21 protein-coding genes and 1 pseudogene are annotated in these 20,376 nt (G+C 63.2%); 10 read left to right on the top strand and 12 right to left on the bottom strand.

Going from position 1 to position 20,376, the window contains the following annotated elements:
* Positions 1-59 precede the first annotated feature (59 nt).
* On the top strand, positions 60-1,487 hold the full coding sequence (locus AC3WLT_RS06060) for a sigma-54 dependent transcriptional regulator (RefSeq protein ID WP_492591019.1): 1,428 nt from the start codon (positions 60-62) through the stop codon (positions 1,485-1,487).
* A 123-nt stretch (positions 1,488-1,610) separates the two neighbouring features.
* Entirely contained in the window at positions 1,611-2,111 is a 501-nt protein-coding gene (locus AC3WLT_RS06065) for a dihydrofolate reductase (protein WP_492590997.1), read from the top strand.
* Positions 2,112-2,237: 126 nt separating this feature from the next.
* Here the strand turns inward: AC3WLT_RS06065 and pmbA are convergent, their stop codons facing one another.
* Positions 2,238-3,608, bottom strand: a complete 1,371-nt coding sequence (gene pmbA / locus AC3WLT_RS06070; RefSeq protein WP_492591020.1) for a metalloprotease PmbA — start codon at positions 3,606-3,608, stop codon at positions 2,238-2,240.
* Positions 3,609-3,890: 282 nt separating this feature from the next.
* On the opposite strand from pmbA, the gene yjgA reads away from it, so the two are divergent.
* Positions 3,891-4,502 carry a ribosome biogenesis factor YjgA gene (yjgA, locus tag AC3WLT_RS06075; RefSeq protein WP_492590998.1) on the top strand — a complete coding sequence of 204 codons (612 nt, stop codon included), beginning with the start codon at positions 3,891-3,893 and terminating at the stop codon, positions 4,500-4,502.
* Complete coding sequence (mog, locus tag AC3WLT_RS06080; RefSeq protein ID WP_492590999.1) at positions 4,483-5,124, top strand: molybdopterin adenylyltransferase; 642 nt, start codon at positions 4,483-4,485, stop codon at positions 5,122-5,124. Before yjgA ends, mog begins: the two co-directional genes overlap by 20 nt.
* Positions 5,125-5,134: 10 nt before the next feature.
* Here the strand turns inward: mog and orn are convergent, their stop codons facing one another.
* Positions 5,135-5,758: an oligoribonuclease gene (orn, locus tag AC3WLT_RS06085; protein ID WP_492591000.1), complete on the bottom strand. Its 624-nt coding sequence runs from the start codon at positions 5,756-5,758 to the stop codon at positions 5,135-5,137.
* A gap of 146 nt (positions 5,759-5,904) precedes the next feature.
* On the opposite strand from orn, the gene AC3WLT_RS06090 reads away from it, so the two are divergent.
* The 3 genes from AC3WLT_RS06090 to AC3WLT_RS06100 are packed head-to-tail and all read left to right on the top strand — an operon-like array spanning position 5,905 to position 8,464.
* Positions 5,905-7,164, top strand: coding sequence for a M48 family metallopeptidase (locus AC3WLT_RS06090; RefSeq protein ID WP_492591001.1), 1,260 nt, complete (start codon positions 5,905-5,907; stop codon positions 7,162-7,164).
* Positions 7,161-8,111, top strand: coding sequence for a ribosome small subunit-dependent GTPase A (gene rsgA, locus AC3WLT_RS06095; protein WP_492591002.1), 951 nt, complete (start codon positions 7,161-7,163; stop codon positions 8,109-8,111). Before AC3WLT_RS06090 ends, rsgA begins: the two co-directional genes overlap by 4 nt.
* A 32-nt stretch (positions 8,112-8,143) precedes the next feature.
* Positions 8,144-8,464, top strand: a complete 321-nt coding sequence (locus tag AC3WLT_RS06100; protein WP_492591003.1) for a putative signal transducing protein — start codon at positions 8,144-8,146, stop codon at positions 8,462-8,464.
* 81 nt (positions 8,465-8,545) lie between these two features.
* On the opposite strand, the gene AC3WLT_RS06105 is transcribed toward AC3WLT_RS06100, so the two are convergent.
* The 6 genes from AC3WLT_RS06105 to rpsP form a co-directional block, all read right to left on the bottom strand.
* Positions 8,546-9,484, bottom strand: a complete 939-nt coding sequence (locus AC3WLT_RS06105) for a CobD/CbiB family protein (protein WP_115102193.1) — start codon at positions 9,482-9,484, stop codon at positions 8,546-8,548.
* 138 nt (positions 9,485-9,622) lie between these two features.
* A complete protein-coding gene (locus tag AC3WLT_RS06110; protein ID WP_492591004.1) occupies positions 9,623-10,357 on the bottom strand; it encodes an NUDIX hydrolase in 735 nt (244 codons plus the stop codon).
* Positions 10,358-10,450: 93 nt separating this feature from the next.
* A complete protein-coding gene (gene rplS, locus AC3WLT_RS06115; protein WP_492591005.1) occupies positions 10,451-10,837 on the bottom strand; it encodes a 50S ribosomal protein L19 in 387 nt (128 codons plus the stop codon).
* Between the two features lie 154 nt (positions 10,838-10,991).
* Positions 10,992-11,759 (bottom strand): tRNA (guanosine(37)-N1)-methyltransferase TrmD, encoded by a 768-nt coding sequence (trmD, locus tag AC3WLT_RS06120; protein WP_492591006.1) that lies wholly within the window; start codon positions 11,757-11,759, stop codon positions 10,992-10,994.
* Positions 11,760-11,783: 24 nt separating this feature from the next.
* Positions 11,784-12,518 carry a ribosome maturation factor RimM gene (rimM, locus tag AC3WLT_RS06125; protein WP_492591007.1) on the bottom strand — a complete coding sequence of 245 codons (735 nt, stop codon included), beginning with the start codon at positions 12,516-12,518 and terminating at the stop codon, positions 11,784-11,786.
* Positions 12,519-12,647: 129 nt separating this feature from the next.
* On the bottom strand, positions 12,648-12,902 hold the full coding sequence (rpsP, locus tag AC3WLT_RS06130) for a 30S ribosomal protein S16 (protein WP_006050280.1): 255 nt from the start codon (positions 12,900-12,902) through the stop codon (positions 12,648-12,650).
* A gap of 166 nt (positions 12,903-13,068) precedes the next feature.
* On the opposite strand from rpsP, the gene AC3WLT_RS06135 reads away from it, so the two are divergent.
* Both AC3WLT_RS06135 and AC3WLT_RS06140 read left to right on the top strand, forming a co-directional pair.
* Positions 13,069-14,301, top strand: coding sequence for a PQQ-dependent sugar dehydrogenase (locus tag AC3WLT_RS06135; protein ID WP_492591008.1), 1,233 nt, complete (start codon positions 13,069-13,071; stop codon positions 14,299-14,301).
* A gap of 197 nt (positions 14,302-14,498) precedes the next feature.
* Positions 14,499-14,966: an NINE protein gene (locus AC3WLT_RS06140; RefSeq protein WP_492591009.1), complete on the top strand. Its 468-nt coding sequence runs from the start codon at positions 14,499-14,501 to the stop codon at positions 14,964-14,966.
* Positions 14,967-14,992: 26 nt separating this feature from the next.
* On the opposite strand, the gene AC3WLT_RS06145 is transcribed toward AC3WLT_RS06140, so the two are convergent.
* Both AC3WLT_RS06145 and AC3WLT_RS06150 read right to left on the bottom strand, forming a co-directional pair.
* On the bottom strand, positions 14,993-16,126 hold the full coding sequence (locus AC3WLT_RS06145; protein ID WP_492591010.1) for a PA0069 family radical SAM protein: 1,134 nt from the start codon (positions 16,124-16,126) through the stop codon (positions 14,993-14,995).
* 121 nt (positions 16,127-16,247) lie between these two features.
* Complete coding sequence (locus AC3WLT_RS06150) at positions 16,248-16,736, bottom strand: Lrp/AsnC ligand binding domain-containing protein (RefSeq protein WP_492591011.1); 489 nt, start codon at positions 16,734-16,736, stop codon at positions 16,248-16,250.
* A gap of 159 nt (positions 16,737-16,895) precedes the next feature.
* On the opposite strand from AC3WLT_RS06150, the gene AC3WLT_RS06155 reads away from it, so the two are divergent.
* Positions 16,896-18,182, top strand: coding sequence for a D-amino acid dehydrogenase (locus AC3WLT_RS06155; protein ID WP_492591012.1), 1,287 nt, complete (start codon positions 16,896-16,898; stop codon positions 18,180-18,182).
* Positions 18,183-18,351: 169 nt separating this feature from the next.
* Here AC3WLT_RS06155 and AC3WLT_RS06160 read toward each other — a convergent pair whose 3' ends face one another.
* Positions 18,352-20,142, bottom strand: a complete 1,791-nt coding sequence (locus tag AC3WLT_RS06160; RefSeq protein ID WP_492591013.1) for an acyl-CoA dehydrogenase — start codon at positions 20,140-20,142, stop codon at positions 18,352-18,354.
* Between the two features lie 103 nt (positions 20,143-20,245).
* Positions 20,246-20,376 (bottom strand): annotated as a pseudogene (locus AC3WLT_RS06165) (electron transfer flavoprotein subunit alpha/FixB family protein); the annotation flags it as partial.

Here is a 20,376-nt window from a genome sequence, read left to right on the forward strand (position 1 = left end):
AGGAGATGCCGGTGGGCCGTCCCGTCGAAGCCGTGACGAACCGTGCCGCTGTTACGACGATGGCGCCGGTGACCGCGGCTGCCGGCGCGGCAGGCACCCGGGCGCAAACGGAACGCATGCTGCTGTACGTCTCGCGCACGCCGGACGAAACCCTCATCGCGCATCTGCAAAGCCGCGGCTGGCACGTCGCAGTGGCGCGCTCGGCGCACGAACTCGGAAGGCTCGTGAAGACGGACGTGGCGTGCGCCGGCATGGTCGATCTGGCGAGCTTTTCACTACGCGATCTGGGTGGACTCGAAGCGAGTTTGCGCCAGCAGCAGATCGGCTGGATCGCACTCGCCACGAGTGAACGCATCACCGATCCGGAGGTGCGGCGGCTCGTGCGCCACTACTGCTTCGACTATGTGAAGATACCGGTGGCGAACGCGACGATCGACTATCTGGTGAGCCACGCGTTCGGCATGGTGACCTTGTGCGAGCCGGAACTCGCCCCGCCCGTCGACGAGTCCGGCGACGACGAAATGGTCGGCACCTGCGAAGCGATGCAGCAGCTCTTTCGCACCATCCGTAAGGTGGCGAACACCGACGCGAGCGTATTCATCTCCGGCGAGTCGGGCACCGGCAAGGAACTCACCGCGCTGGCGATCCACGAACGCTCGCCGCGCCGCAAAGCGCCGTTCATCGCGATCAACTGCGGCGCGATTCCACACCACTTGCTGCAGTCCGAACTATTCGGCTACGAGCGCGGTGCGTTCACCGGCGCCAGCCAGCGCAAGATCGGCCGGGTCGAAGCGGCCGACGGCGGCACGCTGCTGCTCGACGAAATCGGCGATCTGCCGCTCGAAAGCCAGGCGAGCCTGTTGCGCTTCCTGCAGGAAGGCAAGATAGAGCGGCTCGGCGGCCGCGAGTCGATTCCGGTCGACGTGCGGATCATTTCGGCCACGCACGTCGATCTGGAAAGCGCGATGCGCGAAGGGCATTTCCGCGCCGACCTGTTTCACCGCCTTTGCGTGCTGCGCATCGACGAACCGCCGTTGCGCGCACGCGGCAAAGACATCGAAATCCTCGCGCATCACATTCTGCACAAGTTCAAGATCGACAGTGCGCGCAAGATTCGCGGCTTCACGCCGTCGGCGATCGAGGCCATGTACAACTACAACTGGCCGGGCAACGTGCGCGAGCTGATCAACCGCGTGCGCCGCGCGATCGTGATGGCGGAGAACAAGCTGATTTCCGCCGACGACCTCGATCTCGCCCAGTTCACCGAGCAGCAGACCATGAGCCTGTCGCAAGCACGCGAGGCTGCCGAAAAGCGCGCAATCGTAGCGGCGCTGTTGCGCCATCGGCATCGGCTGAACGAGGCGGCGGCGGATCTGAATATTTCGCGCGTCACGCTGTACCGCCTGATGGGCCACCACGGCTTGCGCGAAATGAGCGCGGCCGACGACAAACCGCCCTTCGGCGCCGACGATCCCGTCCAGGAATGACGCCACGCTGGCCAAGGTTTGCCTGCTGCCGGCGCGGCGTCGCGGCTCGCCGCCAGGCGGCAACGGCGGAGCCGGCTCGCGCGTCAGGTAGAATCAGTCCGGTTACGTTCCCCTTTCCATTCGATGACGACGCTCACCCTGATCGTCGCTCGCGCCAATAACGGCGTGATCGGCCGCGACAACCAGTTGCCCTGGCGACTTCCCGAAGACCTTGCGTTCTTCAAGCGCACCACGATGGGCGCGCCCATCATCATGGGCCGCAAGACGCATGAATCGATCGGCCGGCCGCTGCCGGGACGCCGCAACATTGTCGTGACGCGCGACGCCGCGCGGCGTTTTCAGGGCTGCGATACCGCGACCACGCTGGAAGAAGCGCTCAAGCTGGCCGCGCAGGACCAGGCGCCGGAAGCGTTCCTGATCGGCGGCGCGCAGCTGTATGCAGAGGGCTTGCGTCAGGCGGACAAGCTGATCGTCACCGAGATTTCGGCAGACTTCGAAGGCGACGCCACCTTCCCGAAACTCGATGAAAACGAATGGGAAGAAGTCGCGCACGAAACGCATCGCGCGCATGCACCGAACGATTTCGATTACGCGTTCGTGACGTATCGGCGCAGGGACGTTTGAGGTTTTTGTTCAGCGCTCGAAGCTCAGTCCCTCAGCCCTCTACGCACGCCTATGAAAAAACGCCACGCAATCACTTGCGTGGCGTTTTTGTTTGTAGCGTGGCGCCGAGGCGCGATTAAAACCCGCTTACTGCCCCGCGATCGTCATCCGTTCGATCAGCACCGAGCCGGTCTGCTTGGTGCCGCGCGTGATCGTATCCGCGCCGATCGCGACGATATGGCGGAACATCTCCTGCAGCGTGCTCGCCACCGTGATTTCCTCGACCGGATACTGGATCTTGCCGTTCTCGACCCAGAAGCCCGACGCGCCGCGCGAATAGTCGCCCGTCACGTAGTTCACGCCCTGCCCCATCAGCTCGGTCAGCAGCAGGCCCGTACCGAGCTTACGCAGCATTTCCTCGAAGTCGTCTTCAGGACGCGTGTTCGAACTGCGCAGCGACAGGTTGTGCGAGCCGCCGGCGTTACCGGTGGTCTGCATGCCGAGCTTGCGCGCCGAGTAGGTGGACAGGAAATAGCCTTCCACCACGCCGTCTTTCACGACCGAACGCTGTTTGGTGCGCACGCCTTCTTCGTCGAACGGCGCGCTGCCCATCGCGCGGGCGACGTGCGGGTCTTCGACCACCTGCACGTGCGGCGCGAACACCGGCGTGCCGAGGCTGTCGACAAGGAACGAGGTCTTGCGGTACAACGCGCCGCCGCTGGTCGCCTGCACGAACGCGCCGAGAATGCCGGCGGCGAGCGGCGCTTCGAACAGCACCGGGACCTTGCGGGTGTCGAGGCCGCGCGCGCCGATACGCGCCAGCGCGCGTTGCGCCGCGTAACGGCCGACCGCTTCCGGATCGGCGAGTTCGTCGGCGCTGCGGGTCGACGTGTACCAGTCGTCGCGCTGCATGTTGCGGCCGCTGCCGGCGATCGGCGCGCACGCGATGTAATGGCGCGAATACGGGTAGCCGGCAAGGAAGCCGCGCGAAGTGGCCAGCACGAACTGCGAGTGCTGCGCCGAGACGCTCGCGCCTTCCGAGTTCTTGATCTGCGGATCGGTGGCGAACGCCGCGTCTTCCGCACGGCGGGCGATTTCCACCGCTTCGTCAGCCGAGAGGTTCCACGGGTGATACAGGTCGAGATCGCGCGGCGCGGTTTCGAGCAGCTCGGCTTCGGCGAGGCCCGCGCAGTCGTCTTCAGCAGTGAAGCGGGCGATGTTGTAAGCCGCCGCGACCGTGTCCTTCAAGGCCTGCGACGAAAAGTCCGAGGTGCTCGCGTTGCCGCGCTTGTTGCCGATGAACACCGTCACGCCGACCATCTTGTCGCGGTTGTGTTCGATCGTCTCGACTTCGCCGCGCCGCACGGAGACGGACAGGCCGTCACCCTCCGAAATCTCGGTTGCCGCGTCGGTGCCGCCGAGCGACTTCGCGTGACGAAGGATGTCCGAGGCGATTTCCTTCAGTTCATCCTGGGTATGCGGAAAAAAGCGCTGCTTGACGTCCATGTCTGCTGCCATTGTCGTTGCCGTCCTGTTGGGGCCGAGCGGCCCTGTGTGTTCGCTCATGCATTGCATGTGCGTGCTCATGTGCATGCTCATTTGCATGGTTACGCATCCCGCGATCATAGCAAGGTACGCGGCGCCGTACCTGGCATTCGCCGGGCTCATTTATCGACCTCGTTCATCGACCTCATTCGCCTGACTTGACCGCGCTTCCCTTCGCCTCGGCTTCGCAGGGCGCGCAGCCCTGTGCACAGCAGCACGGCGGGTTCGGCGGGCGCGGCACGCTACAATATCGGTATGACACGCAAAACCCGCATTCAACCGATCGAAGCCGCCGAGCCGGAAGTCGACGAAAACGGCTACGACCGTCCCAGCAAGTCCCAGCTCAAGCGCGACATGCACGCGCTGCAGGAGCTGGGCTCGGCGCTGATCGCGCTGCCGAAAGACGCGCTCAAACGCATGCCGATGCCCGAAAAGCTCGACGACGCCGTGCGCGAAGCGCGCCGCATCACCGACCACGAAGGCAAGCGCCGCCAGGTGCAGTACGTGGGCCGCGTGATGCGCTCGCTGCTGGACGAGGAAACCGCCGCGCTGCGCACGGCGCTCGACACCTACAACGGCGTCAACAAGGCGGAAACGGCCAAGCTCCACTGGATCGAGCGCACCCGCGAGAAACTGCTCGCCGACGACGCCGCGCTGACCGAATTCATCCGCCTGCACCCGAACGCCGACCCGCAGCAAGGCCGCACGCTGATCCGCAACGCCCGCAAGGAAGCGCAGCAGAGCAAGCCACCGCGCTACTTTCGCGAGCTGTTCCAGTGGATCAAGAACGCCGACGGCCCGTCGGCCGACACCGATTCCGGCGCCGAAGACGCCCTGGAAGACGACGATGACGACCGCGACGCCTAAGCCGACACGTCAGCATCCCGACGAAATCGTGATCGGCCTCGTGTCGATCAGCGACCGCGCCTCGACCGGCGTGTACGAAGACAAAGGCATTCCGGCCTTGCAGGAGTGGCTGGGCGCGGCGTTGACCTCGCCGTGGCAGGTCGTCACGCGCCTGATTCAGGACGACGCGCCGACTATCTCCGCGACGCTGGTCGAACTGGTCGATGAAGTGGGCTGCGATCTGGTGCTGACCACCGGCGGCACCGGTCCGTCGCGCCGCGACGTGACGCCCGAAGCGACCCTGGCGGTGGGAACGAAGGAAATGCCGGGGTTCGGCGAGCAGATGCGGCAGATCAGCCTGAATTTCGTGCCGACCGCGATTCTGTCGCGCCAGGTGGCGGTGATCCGCGAGACGCCTTCGCGCGCGGCGCTGATCGTCAACTTGCCGGGTCAGCCGAAGTCGATCAAGGAAACGCTGGAAGGTTTGCGCGACGCAGGCAGCGGCGCGGTCAAGGTGCCGGGCATTTTCGCCGCAGTGCCCTATTGCATCGACCTGATCGGCGGCCCGTATGTGGAAACCAACGCCGACGTGGTGAAGGCGTTCCGGCCCAAGAACGCGGTGCGCGCGCCCCGGCCGGCTTAGCCATGCTCGTTTATTCCGCGGCCGTCGCGTCCGCAGCCGGCGCTTCCGGCGCGGCCGGAATCAGGAAGTGCTCGCGGTAATACTTCAGTTCATCGATCGATTCATGGATGTCGGCCAATGCGGTGTGCATCGCGCGCTTCTGGAAGCCTTTGTAGATGGCCGGCTGCCAGCGGCGGCACAGTTCCTTCAGCGTGCTGACGTCGAGATTGCGGTAGTGGAAGAAATGCTCGAGGTCCGGCATCCAGCGCGCCATGAAACGGCGGTCCTGACAGATCGAGTTGCCGCACATCGGCGATTTGCCCGGCGGCACATACGCGCTCAGGAAATCGCGAATCTGCCCGGTAGCGTCAGCCTCGCTGACCGTCGAGGCCTTCACGCGGTCGATCAGGCCCGAGCGGCCATGTGTGTTCTGGTTCCACTGATCCATCCTGGCGAGCGTCTCGTCGCTCTGATGAATCGCCAGCACCGGACCTTCGACCATCCTGTCGAGCGTCGAATTCGTCACCACCACCGCGATTTCGATGATGCGGTCGGTGTCGGGTTCGAGCCCGGTCATTTCCATGTCCAGCCAGATGAGGTTCATATCGCTACGCACGAGCGGCGGCTGTTCGGTGGAGGTGAGGATGTCAGTCATGAAAGCAACCTTGGTGGCCGGGGCAAAAGGCTCGCTGGGCGCGCTGGCGCCGCGGCGAATGTTCGTTTGAGATTGGTTTGAGCGTGTCCCCGCCTGCCGGCGGGAAGAAACATATAATTCTCGCATAGATACCACGGAATCCCCGGATGCCTACCCTGTACTTCACCGTTCTGTTCGTCGTTGCCGTCGTGGCGATGGTCGGCACCAAATTGTGGCTCGCGTCGCGGCAGATCCGCTTCGTCGCCGGCCATCGCGGGCAGGTGCCGAGCCAGTTCGCCGGCACCATCGCCCTTGCCGCGCACCAGCGCGCTGCCGATTACACCGTCGAGCGCACCCGGCTGACGATGATCGAGATCGTCGTGAGCGCCGCCGTGCTGATCGGCCTGACGCTGCTCGGCGGCGTGCAGGCGCTCGATCTGGCGATCTCCGACTGGCTCGGCCGCGGCTATCTCGGCCAGATCGCGCTGGTCGCCGCGGTGATCGCGATCACCAGCGTGATCGACCTGCCGTTCGAATACTACCGGCAGTTCGTGATCGAGCAACGCTTCGGCTTCAACCGGATGAGCAAGGGCATTTTCTTTCTGGATCGCCTGAAGGGCGTGCTGCTTGGCGCGGCTTTCGGCCTGCCGCTGCTGTTCGTCGTGCTGTGGCTGATGAACCAGGCTGGCAGCTTCTGGTGGCTGTGGACGTGGATCGTCTGGGTCGCGTTCCAGATGCTCGTGCTGGTGCTGTATCCGACCTTTATCGCGCCGCTTTTCAACAAGTTCGAGCCGCTCAAGGACGAAGCGCTGAAAAGCCGCATCGAAGCGCTGATGCAGCGCTGCGGTTTCGCCGCCAAGGGTCTGTTCGTGATGGACGGCAGCCGTCGTTCGGCGCACGGCAACGCGTATTTCACCGGCTTCGGCTCGGCCAAGCGGATCGTATTCTTCGATACGCTGCTCGCGCGCCTGTCGGGCAACGAGATCGAGGCGGTGCTCGCGCACGAACTCGGGCACTTCAAGCGCCGTCACGTGATCAAGCGGATGCTCGTCACCTTCGCGCTCAGCCTCGTGATGCTCGCCCTGCTCGGCTGGCTCAAGGAAAGCGTCTGGTTCTACGAGGGGCTCGGCGTGCGGCCGTCGCTGATCGGCGGCAATAGCGGCCTCGCGCTGGTGCTGTTCTTCCTCGCGTTGCCGGTGTTCATATTCTTCGTGACGCCGCTCGGCAGCCTGAGCTCGCGCAAGCATGAATTCGAGGCTGACGCCTTCGCCGCGACGCAAACCGATGCGCAAGACCTCGTCAACGCGCTCGTCAAGCTGTACGAGGACAACGCGTCGACGCTCACGCCGGATCCGCTCTACACCGCGTTCTATTACTCGCATCCGCCGGCGTCGCAGCGGATCGACCGTCTGCTGCGGCACGCATGAGCAGCCGTCCCCAGAAAGCGGCGCACGCGCCGTCCAGCACGCGCGTAGCAGGCCTCGTGATCGCCGCACACGGCCGCCACTACCTGGTCGCGCCCGAAGACGGCGGCCCGATGTTGCAATGCTTCCCGCGCGGCAAGCGCAGCGAAGTGGCCGTCGGCGATCGCGTGATTTACGAGCCGACCTCGGCGGATCAAGGCGTGATCGTCGAGATCGGCGAACGGCGCAATCTGCTGTATCGCTCGGATCAGTACAAGTCGAAGCTCTTCGCCGCCAATCTCGATCAGTTGCTGATCGTGCTCGCGACCGAACCGCATTTCAGCGAAGACCTGCTCGGCCGCGCGCTGGTGGCCGCCGAAGCGAACCAGCTGAAACCATTGATCGTACTGAACAAGATCGACGTCGTCGCGCAGCTGGAAGGCGCGCGGGCACGGCTCGAACCTTATCGGGCACTGGGTTATACGGTCGTCGAAGTGTCGATCAAGATGCAGCCGGAAGCCGCACGCGCCGCTTTGATCGAGCACCTGCACGGCCACTCGACGCTGCTGCTCGGCCAGTCCGGCATGGGCAAATCGACGCTGGTGAATCTGCTGATTCCGGATGCCGAAGTCGCCACGCGCGAAATCTCGACTGCGTTGAACAGCGGACGTCATACCACGACCTTCACGCGGCTCTACCCGCTGCCGGACGGTCCGGAGGGCGATGGCGGCGCGCTGATCGACTCGCCGGGTTTCCAGGAATTCGGCCTGCACCACTTGACCGAAGGCCGGCTCGAACGTGCATTTCTCGAGTTTCGGCCGCTGCTGCCGAACTGCCGCTTCTACAACTGCCACCACTTGCACGAACCGGGTTGCGCGATTCTCGAAGCGGTCGCCGATGGCCGCATCCGGCGCGAACGGCATGCGCTGTATGCGCAACTCGTGCACGAAGCCAGTCAGATCGTGCGCTAACGCGCGCTGCGCCTTGTATCCCTGGACATGCGATGAAACTGATGCGCGCACCGAACCTGATCACCGGGCAGCATTGGGTCAATGTGCTGGCCGCGGCGGGCATCGCGTGCGAGTTGCACAACCGCTATCTGAACGGCGCGCTCGGCGACATTCCGGCGGACCAGTGCGCGCCGGAGTTGTGGCTGGTCGATGAACGCGATGAGGCGATCGCGCGGCGCTTGATCGAGGCGGCTTCCCATGGACCGGCGGCGGGCTCGCCTGGGTGGCGCTGCCGCCAGTGCGGCGAGACGCTCGAAGCGCAGTTCACCGTGTGCTGGCAGTGCGGGACGGAGCGCGATCCGCTGGATGGGTGAAGCAGTCGTGGCGCACCCAAAAAAAGAGGCCAGGTTTTTGCCCGGCCTCTTTTATACGGCAGCGCTAGCGTTGGCTTGCGCTCAGGCGAGCCACACCGCGATCGTCAGCATTAACAGCAAGATCATCCACAGCACCACCGCGCGCCACACCAGACCGACCGCCGATTGCAGCGTGCGCGGCGTGCAATCGTCGCCGACCTGCATCGGACCGCCGTCGCCGGTGGCGAGCGCGTCCAGACTCGACGGCTCGGCGAGCGGGCCGCTCAAACGCGCGCCCAATGCCCCGCTGCCCGCGGCCAGCAACACGCCGTCGTTCGCGTCCGGCCACTGGCGTGCATGGTTGCGCCACGCATAAATCGCGTCTTCGAAATTACCGACAATCGCAAAGCCGAGCGAAGTCAGCCGCGCAGGCACCCAGTCGATCACGAAGAACGCCCGCTGCGCAAAGCTCGAAAACGCGACCGTACGATCGTCGACCGGCCGTGCCCACGTGCGCGCCAGATATTCGGCGATCCGATACAGCACCGCGCCCGCCGGCCCAACCGGAATCAGAAACCAGAAGAACACGCCGAACACATGCCGATGCGATGCGACCACGGCATGGATCAGTGTATGACGCACGATCTCGCTGACCGGCATGTCGACCGTATCGAGGCCGGTCCATTCATTGAGAATTTCACGCGCGCGCGGCACGTCGTCGTTGTTCAACGCGAGGTGGATATCGGTGAAGTAATGGCTGAACTGCCGGAAGCCGAGCGTGAAGTAAAGGACCGCGACGTTCCACAGGAACGCCAGCGCAAAGTGAATGTGGTACAGCACGTAGTAGACGAGCGCGACGGCCAGCGTCCACGGCACCACCACCACCAGCCACGCGAGCAAGCCATGCTTGGGCTTGCCGGCATCGAACCCGTGCGCCGCCGACTCCGCATGGTATTGAAGCAACGCCGACACCGGATTGTTCGGCGACAGCGCGCGCACCTGTTCAATGATCAGAGCCAGCAATACGGAGAAAAAAGTCATGCGATGCGCCGTGCTTTTCGAGTTTTACAATTGTTTTATAACGATAGCACAGGGTCGGATGCGACTGAGCCCAGACGTTGACAAACACCCGACAACTGCACAGCTCAGGTGGTGGCTCAGGTACGGCTCAAATGTGGATCAAGCCGCGAGGAAGCGATAGAAGTTGCGCAGCATCGCGGCTGTCGCGCCCCAGATGAAATGATGACCGCCTGTCTGAATGTCACGATCCTCGCGACTCTCGCGACTCTCGTGCTGCGCCGACGCCGCACGCGGATAAGGCATTGCGAAAAAGCGGCGCTCGCCGCCCTCCCAACGGAACACGCGCACTTCGTGATGTGCGGGGTCCATCAGAAACCCGAGCGGTACTTCGAAGACTTCAGCCACTTCGAGCGCATCGGCTTTCAAAGTGAACGGCGGATGCACCAAGCCGATCACAGGTGTCACGCGAAAGCCCGTGCCGGTCAGATAGTCCGGCAACGCACCAAGAATCTCGACGCGCGCAGGGTCGAGACCGACCTCTTCCTGTGCTTCGCGCAGCGCGGTGGCGGTCGCGTTGGCATCGAATGGTTCGTGGCGGCCGCCGGGAAAGCTCACCTGGCCGGCGTGGTCGTTCAGATGATCGGCGCGCTGCGTCAGCAACACGGTCAAGCCGTTGTCGCGGACCACCAACGGCACCAGTACCGAGGCGACTCGCGGATCGGCATGGATATCGCGCCAGGGCGCTTCGACAATCGGCTCGGGCGTCCAACTCAGACGCTGCTCGAATCGCGCGCGCAAGCCATCGGGCGTCAGACGCCCAGCAGCAACCGGTGGCAGATCGGCGCCTGTCGCTTCGACAGGCAGAGTTTCGGGCTCAAAGACGGGACGGGTCAACGGGTCTCTCGGAACGAGCGGATAGGGGACATGCCTCTATTTTGACCTGGCAAACAAAAAAGCACCCGCGAGGGGTGCTTTTTCTTACAGCATTTACGCTTGGGAAGCAGCGCGGACTTTCGAGACCAGCTTTTCCTTGATCCGGGCCGACTTGCCCGAACGGTCGCGCAGGTAGTACAGCTTCGCACGACGCACATCGCCGCGACGCTTCACGACGATGCTTGCCAGCAGCGGCGAGTACGTCTGGAACGTACGCTCGACGCCTTCGCCCGACGAGATCTTGCGGACGATGAACGACGAATTCAGACCACGGTTACGCTTGGCGATCACGACGCCTTCGTAAGCCTGAACACGCTTACGCGTACCTTCAACCACATTCACGCTGACGATCACCGTGTCGCCGGGGGCGAATTCGGGGATGGTCTTGTCGCCGAGGGCGCGCGCGATTTCTTCCTGCTCGAGTTTTGCAATCAGATTCATCACTGACTCCTAAGTCCATCTTGTCGGCGTTCGTACCTGCCTTGCGCTGAGTTTGCCTATGCGCTCGGCTACGGCCCCGATAGAGGATGGGTTCACATCTGGCGCCGTACACGCATGTGCGGCACCGCCTATGTCCGCTCGAAAGACCAAGGCTTTACGCCTTCGACGCTTCCTTCGCGAGACTCGCAAGCCATGCCTCGTCGGCACGGCTCAACATCTTGTTCTTTCTGGCCTTCACGATCAGATCGGGCCGTTTGTGCAACGTATTGCGCAATGCTTCGCGCCGGCGCCACGCTTCGATTTCCGCATGATGGCCGCCAAGCAGCACATCGGGCACACGCACACCGTTGTATTCCTCCGGACGCGTGTAATGCGGGCAATCCAGCAGCACGTCGACAAAGCTGTCCTGCACCGCCGACTGCGAGTCGTTCAGCACGCCGGGCAGCTGGCGCACCACGGCATCCATCAACGCCATGGCAGGCAGCTCGCCGCCTGACAGCACGAAGTCGCCGAGACTGACCTCTTCGTCGACGACACGGTCGAGCAGACGCTGGTCGATCGCTTCATAGCGCCCGCACAACAGAATCAGACCGGGCTCGGCAGCAAACCGCATGACGCGTTCGTGATTCAACGTGGCGCCTTGCGGCGACATCATCACGACGCGCGACACACCGATGCCCTGCTCCGCTTGCGCGGCTTTCGCCGCGCTGATCGCGTCTTCCAGCGGCTTGGCCAGCATCACCATGCCGGGGCCACCGCCGTACGGGCGATCGTCGATCGTGCGGTAGTTGTCAGTGGTGAAATCGCGCGGATTCCACGTACGCAACCCGTAGCGCTCCTGCTTCGCCGCACGGCTGGTAATACCCCAGTCGGTCAGCGCACGAAACATTTCAGGAAAGAGCGTCACGACATCGAACTGCATCGCCCTCTCCGTTCAGCGAATTATTTAGTAATCGGCTTCCCAGTCGACGATGATCTGCTTCGCCGCCTGATCCACCGTTTTGACGAAGACGCCGACGAACGGGATCAAACGCTCGCCAGTGACCGGCTTGCCGCTCTTGTCGGTAGCCGGATATTCGATACGCAACACCGAGTGCGCGCCGTTGTCGATCATGTCTGCAACTTTGCCGAGAGCAACCCCGGCAACGTTCACCACCTCCAGGCCGAGCAGGTCGACCCAGTAGAATTCGTCGGTCTCGAGGGCCGGAAATTCGCTGCGGCTGATATAGACGCGGGTGCCCCGCAGTGCCAGCGCTACATCGCGGTCAGTGACGCCGCCCAGATGGGCCACCACACTGTCGCTATGCGTTTTCGCCTGCAACGAGGGCGCCGACTTGCGCTCATGGCCTTTCATCAGCCACCAGCGCTTCGCGCTCAGCAACGCGTCGCCGCCTTGCCCGGCATCCGCATGAGCAGCTACCTTGACCCAGCCTTTGAGGCCGTAAGCGTCAACGATTGCGCCGACCTCGACCGCGTCGGCCGGCCAGCTTTCCGCCGTTTCCGCGTGCATTTCTGCTGCCTTGGAATCGGCGTTTGCTACATTGGCTTTCGCCTCGCCTTCGGTTCGTTCGACCGGCTTGCGGACGAATGCACCGAACGGCGCCTGACCAGACGTCTTCGCGCGCGGGGTTGCCGGGGTTGCCTTTACGCGACCTGAACTGCCGGAATCACGCTCAGACATAGGAGAACCTCGCTGCCGACTTCGACGTCTGCTTCAGCACTAATTGCAACATCAATCGCGCGTCGGACTGCCCACGCAAGCTGCGCGAGCCGCCGGCCGAACCGACGACGATACGCATGCTAGCTACCATTAAGCAGCCGGCTGCGCCTTTTGCGCTTCTTTCACGAGACGCTCGACGGTCGGCGACAGTTGTGCGCCAACGCCTTGCCAGTACGTGAGGCGGTCTTGAGCGATACGCAGCGACTCACCCTTCGTAGCGACCGGGTTGTAGAAGCCAACGCGCTCGATGAAGCGGCCGTCACGACGGTTACGCGAATCGGTTGCGACGATGTTGTAGAACGGGCGCTTCTTGGAGCCGCCACGAGCCAAGCGGATGATGACCATACTAGAATCCTTGAAAACCGGGGTTCGGAACGACTGAAACACGCGATTATAGCGGGAAACCGACGCCATAACAAACACTTACCGGGATAAACTGAGCGACGGGGTTGCGCCGGCCATACAGACGGGCGCGCCAGACAACGTGGAAACGCCCGAATTACCCAACGGAATGCCCGTGAAACTCCTGCTGCCGCCTGCGTTTTTGTTCGTTGCGTTTGCGCTTTGCGCCCTTTTTTCCCTTTTTGCCTTGGCAACGCCTTTTGCCTTGGCAACCTCAATAACCGGCTCCACACGCGCCGCGGGCATTCGAGCCCTGCGCACCGCGGCAGCTTTGTGGTTTGCCGCCGCCCTGCCGGCGCTGGCCGCATTGCCGGTCGAACGCATCAAACTGCCGCCCGGCTTCCAGATCGAGGTGTTGTCGGACACGGTGCCGAGCGCCCGGGCGATGGCGCTCTCGCCGAAGGGCATTCTCTATATAGGCAGCCTCGACGGCCACGTCTACGCGCTCGAATTGCAGAACGGGCGCGCCACGGCTCGCCATGTGATCGCCTCCGGGCTGCAGACGCCGGCGGGCGTTGCGTGGCGCGACGGCGCGCTGTATGTCTCGGCAGTGTCAAAAATTCTACGCCTCGATGCGATCGACACCCACCTGAACGATCCGCCGAAGCCGGCCGTCGTCACCGACAAGCTGCCCACGGAGACCCATCACGGCTGGAAATTCATCGCTTTCGGGCCAGACGGCAAACTGTATGTGCCGCAAGGCGCGCCCTGCAACGTCTGCCTGAAAGACCGCGACCGCTTCGCGATGATCGGACGCATGGACCCGGACGGCAGTCACCATGAGCTAGTGGCGCGCGGCGTACGCAACACGGTCGGCTTCGCGTGGCACCCGGTCACGCACGAGCTGTGGTTCACCGACAACGGTCGCGACCTGATGGGCGACGACATGCCGGACGACAAACTCAACCGCGCGCCACGCGCCGGCATGGATTTCGGTTTTCCGTTCTGCCATGGCGGCGACACGCCCGACCCCGAATTCGGCAAGGACCATTCGTGCAGCTCGTTTACGCCGCCAGTGGTCAAACTCGGCGCCCACGTCGCTTCGCTCGGCATGCGGTTTTACAGCGGCCCGATGTTTCCGGCCGCTTATCGCGACAATATTTTCATCGCCGAACACGGCTCGTGGAACCGTAGCAAGAAAGTCGGTTACAGGGTCGTGCGGGTGATCACCAGCCCCGACGGCAGCAATGCACGTCAGGAAGTATTTGCCGAAGGCTGGCTTCAACCCGGCGAAGCGGTATGGGGCCGCCCCGCTGACGTGCTGCCGATGCCTGACGGGTCGCTGCTGATCAGCGACGATTACGCGGGCGCGGTTTATCGCGTTACGTATGCAACACCCTGACCTACAGCACCCTGACCGCCCTACCGAATACACAAGCGCCGCAGCAGGCAAAAATCAGCGCGCACAAATCACCCGCGCCGAGGATGTGGCCGCACGCCACGTGGCCGCCGGCACACCACGGGCGTAGAATGCGCGTCGGTCCGCGTCCACCGGCGCGCCGCTCGTTTCGACCGCATTGCCACTCTGCTCTCGCCTACATGTCCACCCTTGCCTCGACTTCTCCGCGCTTCAGATCCAAGACGATTACCGCCGCGCTCGCGTTCTTCTTCGGCAGCCTCGGCGCGCATCGCTTCTATCTCTATGGACTGCGCGACATTTACGGCTGGGCACATCTGATCGGCACGCTGATAGGGATTCCCGGCGCAATGCTGGTGGCGGCAAGCGAGCGGACCTCGATGCTCGGCTGGGTGCTCGCATTTCCGGGCGCAGTCTCGCTGCTTGCAGCGTTTCTCGCCGCAATCGTCTACGGTCTGCGTCCTGACGAAAAATGGGACGCCCAGTTCAACGCGCAAACCCAGCGCAAGAGCCGCTCCGGCTGGACGGTCATTTTCGTCGTGATCTTTTCGCTGCTGATCGGCGCGTTCCTGCTGATGACGGGTCTTGCACTCTCGTTTCAGACCTACTTCGAAAGCCAGGTGCAAGCAGCCAAAGCGCTGTCGCAATAACGTGCCGCAATCGCGCCGCCATTGCGCTAAAAAAGATCGAGTTGCGGATCGTCGCGCACAGGCGAAGCCGGGCGCGGCGGCTCGATACGACGAAAGTGCGACATGTCCAGAATTCCGCGATCGCGCTCGTTCAGACCAAGACGGCGTACAGCTTTGTGGAACCGCTGCTTGAGCAGATCCGCCCACAGGCCCTCGCCCTTCATACGATGCGCGAACGATGAGTCGTAGTCCTTCCCGCCCCGCATATCACGCACACGGCTCATGACCCGGTCAGCACGATCGGGGAAGTGTGCGGCGAGCCAATCCTTGAATAGCGGCGCGACTTCCCACGGCAAACGCAGCACGATATAGCTCGCGTTGCTTGCGCCCGCCTCCGCACAGGCTTCCAGCACGCGCTCCATGTCCGGTTCGGTGACGAACGGAATCACCGGGGCGATGCTGACGCCCACCGGAATCCCCGCCTCGCTCAATGTACGGATGGTGCGCAACCGGCGCGACGGCGTGGCCGCTCGCGGTTCGAGCGTGCGGGCGATGTCAGCATCCAGCGTGGTAATCGTAATGGCCGCCATGAACTGCCCGCGCGCAGCCATCGGCGCGAGCAGGTCGAGATCGCGCTCGATCAGCGATGATTTGGTGATCGCCGCGAACGGCTGGCCGCGCTCGCTGAGTACCTCGATTACGCGCCGCGTGAGACGCAAGTCGCGCTCGGCTGGCTGCCACGCGTCGGTATTGACGCCCAGGGCGATCGGCTCCGGCACATAGGACTTCTTCGACAGTTCGCGCGCGAGCAATTCCGGCGCATTGACCTTCGCGTAGATGCGGCTTTCGAAGTCGAGCCCGGGCGACAGGCCCAAATAACTATGAGTAGGCCGCGCGAAACAATAGATACAGCCGTGTTCGCAGCCGCGATACGGATTCAGCGACACGCCAAACGGAATGTCCGGCGACGCATTGCGGGTGAGAATGGTTTTGGCTTGCTCTTCGAATACCTGCGTGCGCAAGACCTTCGGTCCGCCGTCATCCTCGCTGGACGGCAGCCAGCCGTCGTCCACCGCTTCGCGCTGGTCGACTTCATAGCGGCCCTGCAGGTTCGTCACCGCGCCACGCCCTTTGCGAGGCGCTGGCGGAGCGATTGGAAATTCGGTGTCGGGATGGGTCACGGCTCGGGCTGGCGGAAAACAACAACGAACAACAACAGCTAACAACAACGGCGCAGAACACCTGTATAAATATACAGTATTTACGCCTTTTGTCGAGCCCCGTCGTGCCCTCCCGCGCAGCTCAATCACCCACCGCGATGGTCAGCGTTTCCTTGATCTCTTCCATCACGACATAGCTCTTCGACTGCACCGCACCGGGCAACTGCAACAGGATGTCGCCGAGCAGCTTCCGGTAGTCGGCCATTTCGCCGATGCGCGCCTTGATCAGATAGTCGAAATCGCCCGAAACGAGGTGGCACTCCAGCACCTCGGGGATCTTCTGCACCTCGCGGCGGAACTGGTCGAACATGTTGCCGCTTTTGTGATCGAGCGTGATTTCGACGAACACCAGCAGCGCCGCGCCCAATTCCGCCGGATTCACGCGCGCGTGATAGCCGGTGATCACGCCGTCACGCTCCATCCGCTTGACGCGCTCGATGCACGGCGTGACCGACAGCCCGACCTGCTCGGCGAGGTCTTTCATCGCCATGCGGCCCTCCTCCTGCAGCAGCCGCAGGATCTTGTGATCGAGTTTGTCGAGGGTGCGAACCGGGTGACGCTGTGTACGCATGGTGTTTTTGCTGAAAATTCTGAAAATATAATAACAAAACCTACCTGACTGTTAATAGTATAGCGGTTAACACTGGGCGAACCGCGTTACACCTCGTTAATCGAACGAATTCCAACGAATCGACGAGCGCACCGCCCTCCAAACCTTTCCGGAGCAGCTATGCGAGTCGTCGTTTTGGGCAGTGGCGTCGTCGGGGTAACGAGCGCCTATTATCTGGCGCGTGCCGGTCACGAAGTGACCGTGATCGATCGCGAGGCCGGCCCGGCGCTCGAAACCAGTTTTGCCAATGCCGGCCAGATTTCGCCGGGCTATGCGTCGCCCTGGGCAGCGCCTGGCGTGCCGCTGAAAGCGGTCAAGTGGATGTTCCAGAAGCATGCGCCGCTGGCGATCCGCCTCGACGGCACGCAATTCCAGCTGCAATGGATGTGGCAGATGCTGCAGAACTGCACGGAATCGCGCTACGCAGTGAACAAGGGCCGCATGGTCCGCCTCGCCGAATACAGTCGCGATTGTCTGCAAGCGCTGCGCGCCGAAACCGGCATCCAGTATGAAGGCCGTACCGGCGGCACGCTGCAGGTGTTCCGCACCCAGCAACAATTCGACGGCGCCGCGAAAGACATCGCGGTGCTGAAAGACGCCAACGTGCCGTACGAGCTGCTGTCGGCCGCCGAACTGGCTCAGGCCGAACCGGCGCTTGCCGCGGTCTCGCACAAGCTGACGGGCGGTCTGCGTCTGCCGGGCGACGAAACCGGCGATTGCCAGATGTTCACCAGGCGCCTCGCCGCGCTGGCCGAGCAACTGGGCGTCAAATTCCGCTACAACGCGCCGATCGACGCACTCGCGATGGCGGGCGACCGCATCGCCGGCGTGCAGTGCGGTGGGGAACTGGTGCGCGCGGATTCGTTCGTCGTCGCGCTCGGTTCGTATTCGACCCAATTCCTGTCCGGCCTCGTGAAGATTCCGGTCTATCCGCTCAAGGGCTATTCGATCACCGCGCCGATCGTCAACGCGGTAGCCGCGCCGGTGTCGACCGTGCTCGACGAAACCTACAAGATCGCGATCACGCGCTTCGACGACCGGATTCGCGTCGGCGGCATGGCGGAGATCGTCGGCTTCGACAAGTCGTTGCGCCAGGCGCGCCGCGAAACGCTGGAGTTGTGCGTGAACGACCTGTTCCCGGGCGGCGGCGACACGTCGAAGGCGACCTTCTGGACCGGCCTGCGTCCGATGACGCCGGACGGCACGCCGATCGTCGGCCGCACGCCCGTGCCGAACCTGTTCCTGAACACGGGTCACGGCACGCTCGGCTGGACGATGTCGTGCGGCTCGGGTCAGTTGCTGGCCGACGTGATGTCGGGCAAGCAACCGGCGATCAAGGCGGACGACCTGTCGGTGCATCGCTATCTCGGCGAAAGCGCCGAAGCGCATCGCCCGGCTTATGCTTGAGCTTTAACGCTTCGCGAGCGGTTGAGCCGGTTTGCGCAGGTTTGCGCGGGTTTGTTATTGCACGCAGACTGGCCTGACAAAAACAAACGGCGCCCTTCCGGGCGCCGTTTGTTTTTTTACGCACGAGCTTTCGCTACCTTTCGCTACATCGCTCGGGATAAGTGAAGCATCAGAACTGATCTTCCGACAACGCGAGCACCCCCTCACCGCCCTTCGCGCTAACAATCGACGCCTCCAGCGCCGACGCTTGCGGCAACACATGCTCGGCATAAAACTGCGCGGTCGCGATCTTGGCGCCGTAGAACGACGGATCTTCGTCGCGCTTCCCAGCAGCCACGAGCAACGCACGCGCCATCTGCCAGCCGCCCAGCACGATGCCCGCAAGCTTCAGATACGGCACGCCGCCGGCGAACACCGCATTCGGGTCGCTCTTCGTATTAGCAACAACGAAATCGACCGCCGCGCTCAGCGAGCGATGCCCTTGCGCCAGATACTTCTTCATCGATTCGAACGCGGGGCCTTGCTGCGCGCCGAGCGCTCCGAGGGTTTCAGCCACGCCGGCCAGCAGCGACTTCGCCACCGCTCCGCCGTCGCGTACTGTCTTGCGGCCGATCAGATCGTTCGCCTGGATCGCGGTCGTGCCTTCGTAGATCGGCAGGATGCGCGCGTCGCGATAGTACTGCGCCGCACCGGTCTCTTCGATGAAGCCCATGCCGCCATGCACCTGCACGCCGAGGCTGGTCACGTCGATCGACAACTCCGTGCTCCAGCCCTTCACGATCGGCACGAGGAATTCGTAGATCGCCTGATGCCCGGCACGCTCCGCTTCATCGGGATGACGATGCGCGATGTCGCAATGGGCGGCGGCAACATAGGCGAGCGCGCGCGACGCTTCGGTCAACGAACGCATGGTCGACAGCATGCGGCGCACGTCCGGGTGCTGAATGATCGCCACCGACTGCTTCGCGGAGCCATCCACGGGGCGGCTCTGCACGCGGTCTTTCGCGTACGCAACGGCCTTCTGATACGCGCGATCCGACACGGCGACGCCCTGCATGCCCACAGCAAAACGCGCCGCGTTCATCATGATGAACATGTATTCGAGGCCGCGATTCTCTTCGCCGATCAGATGACCGATCGCGCCGCCGTGATCGCCGAATTGCAGCACTGCGGTCGGGCTCGCCTTGATGCCGAGCTTATGTTCGATCGACACGCAATGCACGTCGTTGCGCTCGCCGAGCGAACCGTCTTCGTTGACGAGAAACTTCGGCACGATGAAAAGCGAAATGCCCTTCACGCCTTGCGGCGCGTTCGGCGTGCGGGCCAGCACGAGATGGGCGATGTTCTTCGCCATATCATGCTCGCCCCACGTGATGAAAATCTTCGTGCCGAACAGCTTGAACGAACCGTCGCCTTGCGGCTCGGCGCGCGTGCGCACCAGCGCGAGATCGGAACCGGCCTGCGGCTCGGTCAGGTTCATCGTGCCGGTCCACTCGCCGGAAATCAGCTTCGGCACGTAGGTTTGTTTTTGCGCTTCGGTGCCGGCGGTGAGCAGCGCTTCGATCGCGCCATCGGTCAGGAGCGGACACAGCGCGAACGACAGGTTCGACGCATTGAGCATTTCGACGCACGGCGTGGCGATCAGCTTCGGCAAACCCTGGCCTTCGTAGTCGACAGGGTGTTGCACGCCTTGCCAGCCTCCTTCCGCGAACTGGCGAAACGCTTCCTTGAAACCCGGCGTCGCGGTGACCACGCCGTCCTTCCAGCTGCTCGGATTGCGATCGCCTTCGACGTTTAGCGGCGCCAGCACTTCGCCGCACAGTTTCGCCGACTCTTCGAGCACCGCTTGAGCCGTGTCGAGGTTCGCGTCTTCGAAGCCCGGCAACCTGGCGATGTCGTCGAGACCGGCCAGTTCTTTCATCACGAACAGCATGTCTTTGATGGGCGCCGTGTAGCTCATGTCAGTTCTCCTCCTGCCTTTGATATAAAAAGGGCGCTGGCCTTGGATAGGTCCTGCGCCCTTCGTTTGCTGCCAGACGCCTTTTTCTGGGGCGCCGTGGTGGTTAGCCGAGCTCGTTGACGAGTTCCGGCACGATCGTGAACAGATCGCCCACCAGACCGTAATCGGCGACGCTGAAAATCGGCGCTTCCGGGTCCTTGTTGATCGCCACGATCACCTTCGAGTCCTTCATCC

It is taken from the genome of Paraburkholderia sp. FW306-2-2C-D06C (genome assembly GCF_058781505.1).

Bases quoted from the DNA above. Each gene is read 5' to 3' on its own strand.
- AC3WLT_RS06060 (WP_492591019.1), top strand. From the start codon at position 60: ATGGCGCCGGTGACCGCGGCTGCCGGCGCGGCAGGCACCCGGGCGCAA.
- AC3WLT_RS06065 (WP_492590997.1), top strand. From the start codon at position 1,611: ATGACGACGCTCACCCTGATCGTCGCTCGCGCCAATAACGGCGTGATC.
- pmbA (WP_492591020.1), bottom strand. From the start codon at position 3,608: ATGGCAGCAGACATGGACGTCAAGCAGCGCTTTTTTCCGCATACCCAG.
- yjgA (WP_492590998.1), top strand. From the start codon at position 3,891: ATGACACGCAAAACCCGCATTCAACCGATCGAAGCCGCCGAGCCGGAA.
- mog (WP_492590999.1), top strand. From the start codon at position 4,483: ATGACGACCGCGACGCCTAAGCCGACACGTCAGCATCCCGACGAAATC.
- orn (WP_492591000.1), bottom strand. From the start codon at position 5,758: ATGACTGACATCCTCACCTCCACCGAACAGCCGCCGCTCGTGCGTAGC.
- AC3WLT_RS06090 (WP_492591001.1), top strand. From the start codon at position 5,905: ATGCCTACCCTGTACTTCACCGTTCTGTTCGTCGTTGCCGTCGTGGCG.
- rsgA (WP_492591002.1), top strand. From the start codon at position 7,161: ATGAGCAGCCGTCCCCAGAAAGCGGCGCACGCGCCGTCCAGCACGCGC.
- AC3WLT_RS06100 (WP_492591003.1), top strand. From the start codon at position 8,144: ATGAAACTGATGCGCGCACCGAACCTGATCACCGGGCAGCATTGGGTC.
- AC3WLT_RS06105 (WP_115102193.1), bottom strand. From the start codon at position 9,484: ATGACTTTTTTCTCCGTATTGCTGGCTCTGATCATTGAACAGGTGCGC.
- rplS (WP_492591005.1), bottom strand. From the start codon at position 10,837: ATGAATCTGATTGCAAAACTCGAGCAGGAAGAAATCGCGCGCGCCCTC.
- trmD (WP_492591006.1), bottom strand. From the start codon at position 11,759: ATGCAGTTCGATGTCGTGACGCTCTTTCCTGAAATGTTTCGTGCGCTG.
- rimM (WP_492591007.1), bottom strand. From the start codon at position 12,518: ATGTCTGAGCGTGATTCCGGCAGTTCAGGTCGCGTAAAGGCAACCCCG.
- rpsP (WP_006050280.1), bottom strand. From the start codon at position 12,902: ATGGTCATCATCCGCTTGGCTCGTGGCGGCTCCAAGAAGCGCCCGTTC.
- AC3WLT_RS06135 (WP_492591008.1), top strand. From the start codon at position 13,069: ATGCCCGTGAAACTCCTGCTGCCGCCTGCGTTTTTGTTCGTTGCGTTT.
- AC3WLT_RS06140 (WP_492591009.1), top strand. From the start codon at position 14,499: ATGTCCACCCTTGCCTCGACTTCTCCGCGCTTCAGATCCAAGACGATT.
- AC3WLT_RS06150 (WP_492591011.1), bottom strand. From the start codon at position 16,736: ATGCGTACACAGCGTCACCCGGTTCGCACCCTCGACAAACTCGATCAC.
- AC3WLT_RS06155 (WP_492591012.1), top strand. From the start codon at position 16,896: ATGCGAGTCGTCGTTTTGGGCAGTGGCGTCGTCGGGGTAACGAGCGCC.
- AC3WLT_RS06160 (WP_492591013.1), bottom strand. From the start codon at position 20,142: ATGAGCTACACGGCGCCCATCAAAGACATGCTGTTCGTGATGAAAGAA.